Origin of the sequence: Acinetobacter sp. ANC 5045, from assembly GCF_004331005.1 — a bacterium.
Classification (GTDB): Bacteria; Pseudomonadota; Gammaproteobacteria; order Pseudomonadales; family Moraxellaceae; genus Acinetobacter; species Acinetobacter towneri.
In genome coordinates this window covers 52,301-67,184 of sequence record NZ_SJNS01000003.1, presented here as the reverse complement: position 1 = coordinate 67,184, position 14,884 = coordinate 52,301, and the positions used below count along the sequence as shown (strand labels likewise).

15 protein-coding genes are annotated in these 14,884 nt (G+C 40.9%); 7 read left to right on the top strand and 8 right to left on the bottom strand.

Features of this window, described 5'->3' with window-relative positions:
• Nucleotides 1-24: 24 nt before the first annotated feature.
• The gene (locus E0H79_RS04250; protein ID WP_096900868.1) at nt 25-558 is read right to left on the bottom strand and encodes a lecithin retinol acyltransferase family protein; all 534 of its coding nucleotides are present in this window, start codon (nt 556-558) and stop codon (nt 25-27) included.
• 135 nt (nt 559-693) lie between these two features.
• Here E0H79_RS04250 and E0H79_RS04245 point away from each other — a divergent pair, with 135 nt between their 5' ends.
• Nucleotides 694-1,446: a phosphodiester glycosidase family protein gene (locus E0H79_RS04245; RefSeq protein WP_228258769.1), complete on the top strand. Its 753-nt coding sequence runs from the start codon at nt 694-696 to the stop codon at nt 1,444-1,446.
• Nucleotides 1,447-1,476: 30 nt separating this feature from the next.
• Here the strand turns inward: E0H79_RS04245 and E0H79_RS04240 are convergent, their stop codons facing one another.
• The 4 genes from E0H79_RS04240 to E0H79_RS04225 all read right to left on the bottom strand — a co-directional run bounded on the left by E0H79_RS04240 (nt 1,477) and on the right by E0H79_RS04225 (nt 4,369).
• Nucleotides 1,477-1,725 carry a hypothetical protein gene (locus E0H79_RS04240; RefSeq protein WP_004973320.1) on the bottom strand — a complete coding sequence of 83 codons (249 nt, stop codon included), beginning with the start codon at nt 1,723-1,725 and terminating at the stop codon, nt 1,477-1,479.
• A 231-nt stretch (nt 1,726-1,956) separates the two neighbouring features.
• A complete protein-coding gene (locus E0H79_RS04235; RefSeq protein ID WP_004973321.1) occupies nt 1,957-2,181 on the bottom strand; it encodes a hypothetical protein in 225 nt (74 codons plus the stop codon).
• Between the two features lie 241 nt (nt 2,182-2,422).
• Complete coding sequence (gene trmA / locus E0H79_RS04230; RefSeq protein ID WP_131260897.1) at nt 2,423-3,505, bottom strand: tRNA (uridine(54)-C5)-methyltransferase TrmA; 1,083 nt, start codon at nt 3,503-3,505, stop codon at nt 2,423-2,425.
• Nucleotides 3,506-3,667: 162 nt separating this feature from the next.
• Nucleotides 3,668-4,369: an SIR2 family NAD-dependent protein deacylase gene (locus E0H79_RS04225; protein ID WP_004973326.1), complete on the bottom strand. Its 702-nt coding sequence runs from the start codon at nt 4,367-4,369 to the stop codon at nt 3,668-3,670.
• Nucleotides 4,370-4,633: 264 nt separating this feature from the next.
• On the opposite strand from E0H79_RS04225, the gene E0H79_RS04220 reads away from it, so the two are divergent.
• Complete coding sequence (locus tag E0H79_RS04220) at nt 4,634-5,875, top strand: acyl-CoA dehydrogenase (protein ID WP_131260895.1); 1,242 nt, start codon at nt 4,634-4,636, stop codon at nt 5,873-5,875.
• 78 nt (nt 5,876-5,953) lie between these two features.
• On the opposite strand, the gene E0H79_RS04215 is transcribed toward E0H79_RS04220, so the two are convergent.
• Nucleotides 5,954-6,862, bottom strand: coding sequence for an alpha/beta fold hydrolase (locus tag E0H79_RS04215; protein WP_096900864.1), 909 nt, complete (start codon nt 6,860-6,862; stop codon nt 5,954-5,956).
• Nucleotides 6,863-6,987: 125 nt separating this feature from the next.
• Nucleotides 6,988-7,539, bottom strand: a complete 552-nt coding sequence (locus E0H79_RS04210) for a PadR family transcriptional regulator (RefSeq protein ID WP_004973333.1) — start codon at nt 7,537-7,539, stop codon at nt 6,988-6,990.
• Between the two features lie 134 nt (nt 7,540-7,673).
• Here E0H79_RS04210 and E0H79_RS04205 point away from each other — a divergent pair, with 134 nt between their 5' ends.
• The 3 genes from E0H79_RS04205 to E0H79_RS04195 all read left to right on the top strand — a co-directional run bounded on the left by E0H79_RS04205 (nt 7,674) and on the right by E0H79_RS04195 (nt 11,441).
• Nucleotides 7,674-9,698, top strand: coding sequence for an NADPH-dependent 2,4-dienoyl-CoA reductase (locus tag E0H79_RS04205; protein ID WP_131260893.1), 2,025 nt, complete (start codon nt 7,674-7,676; stop codon nt 9,696-9,698).
• A gap of 132 nt (nt 9,699-9,830) precedes the next feature.
• Entirely contained in the window at nt 9,831-10,244 is a 414-nt protein-coding gene (locus tag E0H79_RS04200; protein WP_131260891.1) for a nuclear transport factor 2 family protein, read from the top strand.
• A 90-nt stretch (nt 10,245-10,334) separates the two neighbouring features.
• On the top strand, nt 10,335-11,441 hold the full coding sequence (locus tag E0H79_RS04195; RefSeq protein ID WP_026438425.1) for a YheT family hydrolase: 1,107 nt from the start codon (nt 10,335-10,337) through the stop codon (nt 11,439-11,441).
• Between the two features lie 197 nt (nt 11,442-11,638).
• On the opposite strand, the gene E0H79_RS04190 is transcribed toward E0H79_RS04195, so the two are convergent.
• Entirely contained in the window at nt 11,639-12,058 is a 420-nt protein-coding gene (locus tag E0H79_RS04190) for a hypothetical protein (RefSeq protein WP_004973341.1), read from the bottom strand.
• Between the two features lie 226 nt (nt 12,059-12,284).
• On the opposite strand from E0H79_RS04190, the gene E0H79_RS04185 reads away from it, so the two are divergent.
• Nucleotides 12,285-13,925 (top strand): CTP synthase, encoded by a 1,641-nt coding sequence (locus tag E0H79_RS04185; protein WP_131260889.1) that lies wholly within the window; start codon nt 12,285-12,287, stop codon nt 13,923-13,925.
• A gap of 31 nt (nt 13,926-13,956) precedes the next feature.
• Nucleotides 13,957-14,814, top strand: coding sequence for a 3-deoxy-8-phosphooctulonate synthase (gene kdsA, locus E0H79_RS04180; protein ID WP_004973345.1), 858 nt, complete (start codon nt 13,957-13,959; stop codon nt 14,812-14,814).
• Nucleotides 14,815-14,884: the final 70 nt, after the last annotated feature.

Genomic DNA, 14,884 nt, shown 5'->3' with positions numbered 1-14,884 from the left:
CACAGTGTCGCTAAAATGGCAGCATTAGCGGTTTTTATGTTGTTCCTGCTTCATCAGGATTTGCGGTAACTGCATTTTGGCTTTGTCGCGTAGTTTCTTCTTAATATAGAGCACTAAAGCAAAGCAAGTGGTGGTCAGGGTCAGCATCATACTATTCATATAACTCATCAATGAGCTGACATACCCAATGGTGGTCAAACGATCCATCATCTTAAATACTTGCGGACTGCTTTCTACACCTGTAATAGCCCAAGTGCATAAATGTTCACAGTTATTCATAATCAGATGATAATTATTTTCGTGCATTCTAGAACGCATACGACGCACCACTTTGCGGCCTTTATACTTGGGCGCATGATACGACTGCACAATAATATTTTTGCCGTGACTAAACTTTTCAATACTGGTCATTTCAATCGGGTGTTTTTTGAAAAGATGTGCGAAACCCGAATAGTGAATCACGCGACCACGCCCAGCATAGATGCCATGATGGCTATAGCCGAAATGTTTCACAATTAAATGTGCCCCTAAAGGAAATCGTGTTTTCTGCTTGAGCATCGTACGCTTGACCAATAAAGTAACATGAGTAGAGAAAAGAAATTAGGTTTTATAGTGTACTGCGTCTGACGCAAATATGCGATAACCCATTCAGTTATATGCACAATTTGTAACATAGCAGGTATGGAGATGATAATGTTTCGTTCTCGGTGGAAGTACTTATTACTCAGTTATTTATTCTGGACGCCTGCTGCACAGGCGGAAATTCGCGCATGGACGGTCAATAACAGTAAAATTAATGTAGATGTAGTGGAAGTGACGCAGTTGTCACAGCTAGGCTTATATCTGAAAGATCAGCAAGGGAAACCGTATCAGCAAATTTCACAATTACAAAAAAATCTACAGTCTTGTGAAAACATGCAATTTGCCATGAATGCAGGCATGTTTCATCCAGATTATTCGCCTGTGGGTTTGTATGTGGAACAAGGACGACAACTTAAAAAGCTGAACCGACAGCAACAGGGATGGGGGAATTTTTTAATTCAGCCCAATGGTGTACTGGCGTGGAATCATCAACGGGTGTTTTTAGGCACAACCCAACAATATGCCAATCAAGCGTTCAAAGCGCATTATGCGACACAGTCTGGCCCTATGTTGGTTGTCAATCACCAGTTAAACTCCCATTTTTTGGCAGACAGTACTTCTTATAAAATTAGAAATGGAGTTGGGTTAAAAGACCAAAGCCTGTACTTTGTGATTAGTAACACGCCTGTGAATTTTCATCAATTTGCCACCTTTTTTAAAGATGAGCTGCAAACGCCAAATGCCTTGTATTTAGATGGTTCGATTTCTACAGCGTATATTCCGCAATTACAACGTCATACTCATCCACATCGCAATTTAGGTCCAATTTTAGCTTATATAGATCATCAAGGCTGTAAACCCTAACATTGGAATTTGGTTTTGGCTTGGCTGAATTTATTGTCCAATAAAACCTAAGGCTGTGCCTTGCATCCTGCAGATTTTGACTGCTTCTTCGCTTTTCATTTGTTTGACTTCATTTTCAAATTGCTTTTTTTGTTGTTTAAGTTGCTCATCTGAAATACCCATGTTTTTAGCAAAACTTTCCATTTTCTCCCAAGTTTCGGCACATTCTTTCGGCATTGGGCTACAGGCTGTTAAACTTAGGCTGAGTAGGGCAAGACAGCTAAGGCTAGTTTTTTTCATTGTCATTTTCTCTGTTTGAATAATTCGAATTTATTGGTGTGATGATTATGTGTAGAAATATTAGCGCATGATTATGAAGATATGATTGACTGCGTTTGAAAAGATTAGCGTTTTTGTGCAAGCTCAAGCACGTATTAAGATTTATAAAATTTATTGTTTTAAGTGCCAATATATTTGAAGCAATTAAAAAAGGCACTTAGTTCAACTAAATGCCTTTTTTATCATATTCCATTACTGGAATGGTAGATGCTGGAGTTCATTTAACTCTTTGCGGCTATAACCTCGCGAAGCGAGAACCTTCTTAATCCCGATAATGACATCTTCATCTGTGGCTTTGGTTAAAGCTTCGAGAAGTTGTTCATTTGTCTTGCAAGAGCAATCATTTTCAACACAAGCAATTTGATTTTTATGCTCGTTTTGCTGTTCTGTAGAGAACAACTTTTGCCAAAAACTCATAGAGCCTTCATTCACAACCTAACATAGATCGAAATATAGCCAATATAAAAAATAAATCAAGTCGACCTAAGTGATAAAAGCAGCAATCGAGTTGCAGAATTTTCGATGATATTGCATTTTTTTAACGAAATTATGACAGTTAAAGGGCTTGTAATGCTTTAACTGATTCATTTACATCATAATATTTACAAGTGCTAAAAAGGAGAACTTGTAAATATTGAAGAATAATGCAACAAATTGTTTAAATCTTTTCCAGTAAAACACCCGACTCAACATGATGGGTGTATGGGAATTGATCAAACAGTGCAAATTGCGTCACTTTATGGTTTTGACACAAGGTTTTTAAATTGTCATGCAATGTGTCTGGGTTGCACGAAATATAAATAATACGCTTAAAACGCTGTAGGAGTTTTAAGGTTGCATCATCAATTCCTGCGCGTGGCGGATCGACAAAGACCGTATCAAAATCATAACTTGCAAGATCAATGTTCGCTTCTTGCAAGCGGCGGAATTCACGCTCACCGTTATAGGCTTGAGTAAACTCTTCAGCCGATAAGCGTGCCACTTGAATATTCTCAATCTGGTTTTGTTCAATATTCCACTGCGCTGCATATACCGAAGATTTAGCCAGTTCTGTGGCAAGTACACGACGGAAACGAGTCGATAGCGGCAGGGTAAAGTTACCATTACCACAATAAAGTTCTAATAAATCTTGCTCAGAATGTTCGGCAACCGTACATGCCCATTCCAGCATTTTTTGGCAAACTTGCGCGTTTGGCTGGGTAAAGCTGCTTTCAATTTGCTTATAGGTATAAGTGCGCTCAAAAACCTGTAATTGTTCAACTACATACTCATCGGATAGCACGAATTTTTGCCCACGGCTGCGTCCAATCAGTTTAATGTTTAATGCTTTGCTCAAAGCTTGGGCTGCAGGCTCCCAATCAGATTCAAGTTTGCGGTGATAAAGCAGTGAAACCAACATTTCGCCACTTAAAGTCGCTAAAAAATGCACTTCAAATAAACGAGCCGATAATACGGGATCGGCTTTCAGGGCGGCTAACAGCTTTGGCATTAATAAGTTAATGCTGCGGTCTGCAATCGGAAACTCATCTACACGAATAACTTTTTTCTGCTTATCTTCACTGCGTTCAAACATGGCATAAAACAGATCATCTTCAATATGCCAAATTCGGAACTCTGCCCGCATACGGTAGTTGTGTTCTGGTGAGGCAAATACTTGCAAGGCAGGCGGGTTATATTCGGCAAATTGGGCAGAAATACGGGCAACTTTTGCATCAAGTTGTTGCTGATAAGATGAGGTCATATGCAGTAAACATCACAAACACAGAGAAAGAGCGATGGTAACAAAGTTTTAAAGAGATACCTAAAACTATTATGAAAATGATGCAATCCTGCAAGATGTCAAAATAGCCTAAGCATGTTGATGACATCTTACAAGTGGAAAAATTTAGATACTGTAATTACTTTAAACTTGATGTAATTGATCGAACAATTGCTGCATGCCCTCAGTGGCAGTTTTGGAAATCCGTTGAAATTGAGCAGGAAGTTGGGCTTGCATGGCTTTTGGGTCAATATAATAAGCCTGACAATTTGCAGGAATTTCGTGTACTAATCCAGCAACAGGGTACACCACCAAACTTGTACCAATCACAATAAAAATATCGGCATCTTGAATCAAATCCAGTGCTTCTTCATAGGCAGGAACTGCTTCGCCAAACCAGACCACATGCGGACGTAAAGGATAGCCTTGTGGGCAAAGATCCTGTTGCAAGTTCAGCGAGTCACCTTCAATTGGAAAAAATTCTGTCGTGTATTGTGCATGAGGCCCTGAGCTTTTGGCTAAACGAATATTGCCGTGTAAATGCAAAACTTCTGAACTGCCTGCACGTTCATGCAAATCATCAATATTTTGGGTGATCACTTGTACATCAAAATCATCTTCAAGTTCAGCAATTAAGCGATGCGCCAAGTTAGGCTGCGCATTAAGAATGTTTTTACGACGTTCATTATAAAAGCGTTGGACTAATTCAGGATTCCTTGCCCATGCTTCAGGACTTGCGACATCCTCCACGCGATGTTTTTCCCATAAGCCATCACCATCTCTAAAGGTGTTGATTCCACTTTCTGCGCTCATACCTGCACCCGAAAAAACCACTAATTTACGCATGTTTTATTCTCTTGATGGATGGTTAGATTTGAGTATAAGTGCCGAAAATAGAAACACAAATCTACAGCTCATTTTTTCAGAATTTTAAGTATCTAAATATGTGAAAGTTTAGTGTTGTCTATAACTTTGCTGAATAATTGAATCAAAGTTCACTTTTTATTGCTTGTTATTTCATTTTAATGATAGAACATAAAGTAAAGTAGTATGACGCTGCAAAATCAAATATTGATGAACCAGAACCTATAATAATGTGCAGAGGATGCCATGTCACAACACAATCCATCGCCAAATCACACGCCTGCAACTCACAGTGAAAAAGTGAAATTTGATTGGAAAGATCCTTTTTTGCTTGAACAGCAATTGACTGAAACCGAACGTATGATTCGTGATAGTGCCTATGCTTATTGTCAGGAAAAATTACTGCCGCGGGTACGTGATCAGTTTAGACATGAAACGGTAGATCGCAGCATCTTCCGTGAAATGGGTGAGCTTGGTTTGTTAGGCTCAACCATACCTGAACAATATGGCGGTGCAGGTTTAAATTATGTGAGTTATGGATTAATTTCACGTGAAATTGAACGGGTCGATTCAGGCTATCGTTCTATGGCAAGTGTACAAAGCTCATTGGTGATGGTGCCAATTTATGAGTTTGGCAGTGAAGCACAAAAACAGAAATATTTACCCAAACTTGCTTCGGGTGAATGGGTGGGATGTTTCGGTCTGACTGAACCTGATTTTGGCTCCGACCCTGGCAGTATGAACAGCAGAGCACATAAAGTTGCTGGCGGTTATCGTTTACACGGTGCGAAAATGTGGATTACCAATAGTCCAATTGCCGATGTATTTGTGGTGTGGGCAAAAGAAGTTTCAGCAGATGGGCAAGTGGGTGATATTCGCGGTTTTATTTTAGAAAAAGGTTGGGATGGACTTTCTGCACCAATCATTCAAGGCAAGGTTGGTTTACGCGCTTCAATCACAGGTGAAATTGTCATGGACAATGTTTTTGTGCCTGAAGAAAATATGTTACCTGAAGTGCGTGGTTTAAAAGGGCCGTTCACTTGTTTAAATAGTGCACGTTATGGCATTGCTTGGGGTGCTATGGGTGCGGCTGAGTTTTGTTGGCATACTGCGCATCAATATACGATGGATCGGATTCAGTTCGGACGTCCTTTGGCGGCCAATCAGCTCATTCAAAAGAAACTTGCCGATATGCAAACCGAAATCGCGCTGGGTTTACAAATTGCTTTACGTTTTGGTCGTATGAAAGATGAGGGTATTGCTTCACTCGAAGGTACTTCGCTGATTAAACGCAACAACTGTGGCAAGGCCTTAGAGATTGCTCGTATGGCGCGCGATATGCTTGGTGGGAATGGTATCAGTGATGAATATGGCGTGGCGCGGCATTTGGTCAATTTGGAAGTCGTGAATACCTATGAAGGGACGCACGATGTGCATGCGCTAATTTTAGGTCGTGCGCAAACGGGTATCGCGGCTTTTGCCAATTAAATCTAGATCTAAACTAAATCTAGGTCTAATGATGCTACGGTGGAAAATATTGCAAACCACATTTTCCACCGTTTTACTTTAGCTGTTTAGTTTTAAAAATTGGCTAATTTCCTGATTAAATTTCAACGGTTCGGTCAGTAAAGGGGTATGCCCAGATTGGTGAAATATGACTTGTTTCGCATTCGGCATAGCTTCTACCACTTGACGTTGTCCTTCTGCCGCATACAAGGTCGATTGTGCGCCTGTAAAAAAGACTGTCGGACAACCCAGTTGAGTTAAAGCCTCACGATAATCTTCCTGATGGTGTAAATAATTGTCGATATACCAGCGTAAATAATCTAAACGCTGTGTAGGTAAAATATAGCGTTGTAAAACAGGACGTTTGACGGCCAGTTTAAATAAAAACGGACTGATTTTATTGCTGGCTTGTAATTCTATAAATTCTAGCCAAAGTTCGACTAAGTTTTTACGCTGCAACACATCCATTTGTTGAATATCAGTATATTGCGCGTGATCATGTAAAAACTCGGACAGATGAATCAATAACTGTTTAAATTGTTGATGTTGATTGCCAAATAAGCCATAAGGCCAGTTTTCATCTACCCCAATTTTTGGTGCTTGGTCAATTTGTAAATAACTGCTTAAATGCGCAGCCAATTGTCCATATTGCATGCCATGCATGGCAGTGGTTGCCCCCATGGAATAGCCAATCAGTTTAAATTGTTGCAGGTTCTGTTGTTGAAGCAGACTGTTTAAATCTTGCCAATGGCTCGAAATAGCATCCAGTTCTGGAACGGCACACAGGTTTGAACCCCCAAAACCACGCCAGTCTGGAATAATAAAACGATACTGCTTTTTATGTTGATACAGAAATGGCAACCATTGCCAACTGTGCATGCCTAAACCTGAAAGCACAACCACAGGCTCACCTTGACCAAATTCACGTACAAATAGAGCTTCGCCATCGGGCATGCGGTAAAAAGGCATCAGCATTTCCTTGCATGGTTGTAATTAAAGATGCGTTATTCTTTATAGCATAGCCTGATCATTTCTGTATGGTGAGCAACCCTGATTTCACATTGATGTGGTTGCTATTACTTAAAAATATACTTTTAAGATGAGGCTTCGGCATCAAACTTTTTCAGTTCAGGAATCACATTTTCTAGCCATTCAATCCAGCCAATTTCCTGATCTATCCCTAGCTGCAAAATCATTTTATGAATATACAGGGTACGGTTGTTCGCAGGTGCTTGGCTAAAGTCTTTGGCAAAAATCTGTTGATAGGTGTGCAACTTGGCTTTGTGAAGCAGCAAATGTCGTTCTAGTTCGGGTAAGACGCTGTTGCCGCCAAGTTGGGCTTCGGCACGTAAACGTACCATAAGTTCTTCGCGTAATTGTGCAGGCGGGCTTTGCTCGACCATCCAGTTTGCCAGTTCATGCCGCCCCAAAGCTTCTACCTGATAGGTTTTGCTACGACTGCTAGAATCTTCATCTTCTAAGGTTGAAATCCAACCTTTTTTCAGCATGGTATTTAGTTCGCGATAAATTTGTTGATGGGTCGCATTCCAGAAAAACCCCATAGAGCGGTCAAAACGGCGTGCCAATTCAATACCGTTACTGGGTTTTTCAATTAAACTGGTCAATAAAACGTGAGCGAGCGACATAAACAGAGCAACTTTATTTTTTTCAGCTTTAATTATGCAACATGTTGCATAAAAATTAAATCTAGAATATAAAAGTATGCAACAAGTTGCATTAAGCATAAAACAGCCAGCATTTTTGCCAGCAGGGAGATTCTATGTCTGACTATCCACATTTACTTGCGCCTTTAGATTTAGGCTTTACCACTTTAAAAAATCGGGTCTTAATGGGTTCAATGCACGTTGGACTAGAAGAAGCACCGGGTGGATACGAACGTATGGCGGCTTTTTATGCAGAGCGTGCAAAAGGTGGCGTTGGGCTGATTGTAACAGGTGGTATTTCACCGAATGATGCAGGCTTAACCTTTGCGGGCGGCAATAAACTTGATACTCGTCAAGAAGCAGAAAAACATAAAGTGGTGACTCAGGCTGTGCATGATGCAGGCGGCAAAATTGCTTTACAGATTTTACATACGGGACGTTATTCCTATCAGCCCGATATTGTCGCACCGTCAGCAATTCAGGCACCGATTAACCCAAGTAAACCACATGCACTAACATCGGCAGAAGTACAGCAAACCATTGCCGACTTTGTGAATTGTGCCAAATTGGCACAATACGCAGGCTATGATGGTGTCGAAATCATGGGTTCGGAAGGCTATTTAATTAATGAGTTTATTGTTGCGCGTACCAACCATCGTGATGATGAATGGGGCGGCAGTTATGAAAACCGTATTCGTTTCCCAATTGAAATTGTTAAACGTACCCGTGCAGAAGTGGGTGAAAACTTTATTATTATTTACCGCTTGTCGATGTTGGATTTAGTCGAAGGCGGTTCGAGTTTTGAAGAAGTGGTGCAATTGGCACAAGCGATTGAAAAAGCAGGTGCAACCATTATCAATACAGGGATTGGCTGGCATGAAGCACGTATCCCAACCATTGCTACCAAAGTCCCTCGCGCAGCTTTTACATGGGTGACAGAGAAATTAAAAGGTTTGGTTAAAGTGCCACTGATCACTTCAAACCGTATTAACACCCCTGAAATGGCTGAGCATGTTTTGGCTGCAGGACATGCCGATATGGTATCGATGGCACGTCCAATGTTGGCAGATGCTTTCTTTGTGCAAAAAGCAGAGCAAGGTCGCAGTGATGAAATCAACACATGTATTGGTTGTAACCAAGCTTGTTTAGACCATATTTTCTCAATGAAGATTGCTTCATGTTTGGTCAATCCACGTGCTTGCCATGAAACAGAACTCATTTTTAAAGAAGCAACACAGACTAAAAAAATTGCGGTGATTGGTGCAGGGCCTGCAGGTTTGAGCTTTGCAACCTATGCTGCAGAACGTGGGCATCAGGTGACGATTTTTGAAGCATCGAATCAAATTGGTGGGCAGTTTAATATTGCTAAAACCATTCCTGGTAAAGAAGAGTTTTACGAAACTTTGCGCTATTTCAAACGCCAAATTGAGCTGCAACCGAATATTAAATTGGTATTGAATCATACGGCTAGTTTTGAACAATTGCTCAATGCTGACTTCGATGATGTGGTTGTGGCAACAGGTGTAACCCCGCGTCAATTGGATATCGCAGGTATTAATCACCCTAAAGTGCTGAGCTATATTGAGGTATTAAAAGAGCGTAAGCCTGTAGGTCAACGTGTTGCGATTATTGGCGCTGGTGGTATTGGTTTTGATACTGCAGAATATTTAAGCCATGAAGGTGAAAGTGGTAGTCTAAATCCTGAAAAATTCTACGATGAATGGGGAATTGATACCAATTATGCGCATGTCGGTGGTTTAAAAGCAGCAAAAGTTGAAGAATCGCCACGTGAAATTTATTTATTGCAACGTAAAGCATCATCCGTGGGTGCTGGCTTGGGTAAAACAACAGGCTGGATTCATCGTACAGGTTTAAAAAACCGTGACGTTAAAATGATTGCAGGGGCAAGTTATGACTTGATTGATGATCAAGGCTTGCACATTACCGTCAATGGTCAAAGCACAGTGTTAGAAATCGATCATGTGGTGATTTGTGCAGGACAAGAATCTTACACCGCTATGTATGAGCAATTACAGGCAGCAGGCAAAAATGTGCATTTAATTGGTGGGGCGAAAGAAGCAGGTGAGTTAGATGCCAAACGCGCAATCCGTCAGGGTGCTGAATTGGCAGCGAAAATTTAATATAATTCCTTCTCCCTCTCCTTTGGGAGAGGGTTGGGGAGAGGAAGAATAATCGCACTCTGCCTAGTGCTTAAGTCTCGCTCAGGGGGCTTTGTATAGAAATGAAATATCAAAACAAAAAAGGAACTGAACATGACCTTGGAAACAACAAAATTAGCCATACAGCGTTGGCATACAATGCTGCAAAACCGTGATATGTCTATTTTGAGTGAATTGCTAGCAGATGATGTGGTGTTTCGTTCACCTGTGGCGTATCAACCTTATGCAGGCAAACAAGTGGTGTTTTTTATTTTGACCAATGTAATTCAGGTCTTTGAAAACTTTACTTATCACCGTGAGTTTTATACTGAAGATGGTTGCAATGTTGTACTTGAATTTTCCGCCAATGTGGGAGATAAAAAACTTAAAGGAATTGATATGATTCAATTCAATGCACAAGGACAAATTGTGGACTTTGAAGTGATGATTCGCCCGAAAAGTGGTTTAGAGGCATTGACTGTGCAAATGGGACAACGTATGGCTGCCTTTATGCCAACCGAAAAATAAAATACCGCGTGTGTATGGCAATGAAGTTGTTTTATAGAAATCGGTTTCGGGTTGGCATGCTTGAAAGTGCATGTATTGCTTGGGAGTAAAATGATGTCTACATTACAAAAAATAGCGAAAATTACACAAGCGGTTTTAGATCAGGTCACAGGCGCAGATTTACCGACGTTGTATTATCATCCACATGGAGAAATCCGTCGGGTATTGGATTATTTACCACAGCTCAAAGAAAAATACCGTCCAACGCCGTGGCTGTCCAATACACATGCGCATCTTTTATATTTTGATTTAATTAAAAAGAAAACCATTCGTCAGCAGTATGATCGGGTTGATCAACTCACTATGCAAGATGGCGGTATCACCGCAGTTGCTTGGGTGGGTTATGACTTACCTGCAGATACTCCCACAATTGTTTTAATGCATACCATTACAGGTTCTTTGGAAAGTATGCGTGAGTTGGTGCGCGATTTACATCAACAGACACAGTGGCGTATTGCCTTATGTTTACGTCGTGGGCATGGCAATTTACCTATGCCTGTACCACAAATGAATCTGTTTGGTTCGACGCATGATTTGCGTGAACAAATAGTGTTTATTCAGCAACAATTTCCACAATCTGAATTATATGCTGTTGGTTCTTCCGCAGGGACAGGATTATTGGTGCGCTATTTGGGCGAAGAAGGCGAGCAAACCCCAATTAAAGCCGCGTTTGCACTGTGCCCAGGATATAACACTGAACTAGGCTTTCAGCATGTGCATCCTTTTTACAGTAAAGTGATGACCAAAAAATTATTCCAGTTTTTTATTCAGCCCCATCAGGACATTTGGCAAAACGTAAAATCTTTATCGCAAGTGTTAAGTGCGACTACATTGGCAGAGTTTGAAAAGGCGTATTTTGAATTGGCGGGTTTTGAAGATTATGACAGCTACACACAAGCCATTAACCCAATTTATGTGTTTGAGAATGTCAAAATTCCGCTTATGGTTTTAAATGCAGAAGATGACCCAGTGTGCCACATCAAAAACTTTGATCCTTATAAAGAAACCATACGGAAAATGCCAAATATTATGGTAGTGACGACCCGTAAAGGCAGTCATTGTGGTTTTTATGAAGGTGTCGGTTTTACTAAATCTTGGGCATCGCGTTTAATTTCTAATTATTTTAAAGTGCAATCGCAGTTGCTGCAGGCAAGTTAAAGTGAAGCGCACAAACCTATATAGAAATAGGTAGCTGTATTGCAAATGTATTCACGAGTTATCTCAGCGAAGACTCATCCAAATGAATAAAAAACCCAGTACACAATGACTGGGTTTTTTAACGTCAATTCAAATCTAAGATAAGAACTTACACCTTAAAACTGACTTTAACTTAAAGCTTAGTTTTAAGTGAGCACTTAGTTCTCAAGTGCTGGGGTTGCAGCAGCAATCGCAGCGGCAACAGCATCATCTTCAGATTGAGCACCTGTGTTATTGCTTGGACGTGCTTGAGTTGGTTTATCTTCTGCTACAGGAGCTGCCGCTTTCGGCGCAGGCGCAGGTGCAGCAGCAGGTTGTGCAGGTGTTTCACGACGGATTTCAGTTGTGGTGTTCGCTGTTTCAGTGCGCTCCACTTCTACCTGTGCAGGCGCTTCTGGTTCAGCATCTTGAATGTTTTCAACAGGTTCTAGTGGTTCAAATTGAGCAGTTTCAGTAGTTTGTTCAGTTTGAACCTCTACTTGTTCTTGCTCATCTTGCTTTGGCTGTTCTTTTTTTACACATGCAGTTAATAACAACGCCGTTGCAATTGCACCACAAATTAAAAGTTTCTTATTCATAATTGCACAAAATAAAAGATCGGATAGACGGACGTATTATAGCAATAAAATGACAGATGAAAATCCTCTCAAGAAGTTCTAATTTTTTATAGGAAATGCTGATAGAATAACCAATTGTTTATTGTTCTATGAATTGATGCGGAATGACTTTGCTTTATTGGTGCAGAGTAAAGTAAAATTGCGCAACATTGCAGGCCGATTTAGGCTCGATTGTACGAGAAACCCAATGACCCATTTTATTTTCGTGACTGGTGGTGTAGTTTCATCACTAGGTAAAGGTATTTCAGCTGCTTCAGTTGCTGCACTTTTAGAAGCCCGTGGTTTAAAAGTAACCATGGTCAAAATGGATCCATACATTAATGTCGATCCAGGGACAATGAGTCCTTTCCAACATGGTGAAGTTTTTGTCACAGAGGATGGTGCCGAAACTGACTTAGATTTGGGTTATTACGAACGTTTCTTGCGTCGTGCGAAAATGACCAAGTTAAATAACTTTACATCTGGTCGCGTGTATCAAGACGTTCTAAATAAAGAGCGCCGTGGTGATTACTTGGGCGGTACAGTTCAGGTGATTCCACACATTACCGATAATATTAAAGAACGTGTACTTCGCGCAGGCGAAGGCTATGATGTCGCAATCGTAGAAATTGGCGGTACAGTAGGTGACATTGAATCTCTCCCATTCATGGAATCTGTACGTCAATTGATGGTGGAATTAGGGCATAAGCGTACCATGCTCATGCACTTAACTTTATTGCCATATATCAAGTCTGCGGCAGAGTTAAAAACCAAGCCAACTCAACACTCAGTTAAAGAATTGTTATCTATCGGTATTCAGCCAGATATTCTCATCTGCCGTACTGAACACGATGTTGATGCAGACACTACCCGTAAAATTGCGTTATTTACCAACGTAGAAGCACGCGCGGTTGTGGTATGTAAAGATGCTAAAACCATCTACCAAATTCCACGTACATTCTATGAACAAGACGTTGATGATTTAATTTGTGAGCGTTTTGGCTTCAATGATCTTCCAGAAGCAGATTTATCTGATTGGGATAACGTAGTTGATGCATTATTGAACCCTGAATACAGCGTTCGTGTGGCGATGGTGGGTAAATATGTTGAACTACCAGATGCCTATAAATCTGTAAACGAAGCATTATTACATGCGGGTATTCAAAACCGTGTCAAAGTTGAAATTGACTATGTCAATGCAGAAGAGCTTGAAAGCCAAGACGTTAATACCGTACTTAAAGATGCCGATGCAATTTTAGTCCCAGGCGGCTTTGGTGAGCGCGGTACTGAAGGCAAAATGCAAGCCATCAAATATGCACGTGAAAACGGTGTTCCATTCTTGGGAATCTGTTTGGGTATGCAGTTGGCTGTGATTGAATATGCACGTAATGTGGCAGGTATCGCCGATGCAAGTTCAACAGAGTTTAACCGTTCGACTAAATCACCACTTATTGGTTTGATTACTGAATGGTTAGATGAGCGCGGCGAAGTTCAACAGCGTTCTGTCGATTCTGACTTGGGCGGCACTATGCGTTTAGGTGCACAAAAATCTGAATTGGTTGAAGGTACGAAAACCCGTGAAGTGTATGGTTCTGCAGAAATTGTAGAGCGCCATCGCCATCGCTATGAAATGAATAACCGTTATATTCCTGTGCTTGAAGAAGCGGGTCTTAAAATTTCGGGTTATTCACCAATTCAGCACTTGGTTGAAACGGTTGAAATTCCGCAACATCCTTGGTTTATTGCGGTACAATTCCACCCAGAATTTACCAGCTCGCCACGTGATGGACATCCATTGTTTGCTGGCTTTATTGGTGCAGCAAAACAACAGCATCAAAAAACCAAATAAGATGGCTTTAGGGATAAACTAGGAAGTTGAAATGTCACAATTAAAACCACAAGAAATTGTACGTTTGGGTGATATACAAATGGCGAATCATTTGCCATTTGTATTGTTTGGCGGCATGAATGTACTTGAGTCTAAAGACCTTGCATTTGAAATTGCTGAAACTTATGTGGATATTTGTACACGCTTAAATATTCCGTATGTATTCAAAGCCAGTTTTGACAAAGCCAACCGTTCTAGCCTGAACTCATTTCGTGGTCCAGGTTTAGAAAAAGGCATTGAATGGCTAGCTGACATTAAAAAGCATTTTAATGTGCCAATTATTACCGATGTACATGAGCCGTATCAGGCTGCGCCTGTGGCAGAAGTGGCAGACATTATTCAGCTTCCTGCGTTTTTAAGTCGCCAAACCGATTTGGTTGAAGCGATGGCAAAAACTCAAGCCATTATCAACATCAAAAAAGCACAATTCCTTGCGCCGCACGAAATGCGTCATATTTTGCATAAGTGTTTAGAAGCAGGGAATGACAAATTGATTCTTTGTGAGCGTGGTTCAGCATTTGGTTACAACAACTTGGTTGTCGATATGCTGGGCTTTGACATCATGAAAGAAATGAATGTACCTGTGTTCTTTGATGTAACCCATGCTTTGCAAACTCCGGGTGGTCGTGCAGATTCGGCAGGTGGTCGTCGTGCACAAATTACCACCTTGGCACGTGCAGGTATGGCAACTGGCTTGGCAGGTTTATTCCTAGAAGCACATCCTGAACCAGAGCAGGCAAAGTGTGATGGCCCATGTGCATTGCGTCTATCACAACTTGAGCCGTTCTTGGCACAGCTTAAAGAATTGGATACCTTGGTAAAAGGTTTCCAAAAGCTAGATACACACTAAATTAGATCCATATTAAATTATAGACTCATTGATGCCTAAAGCATCACGTTATTAATCAACTGAGGAATTG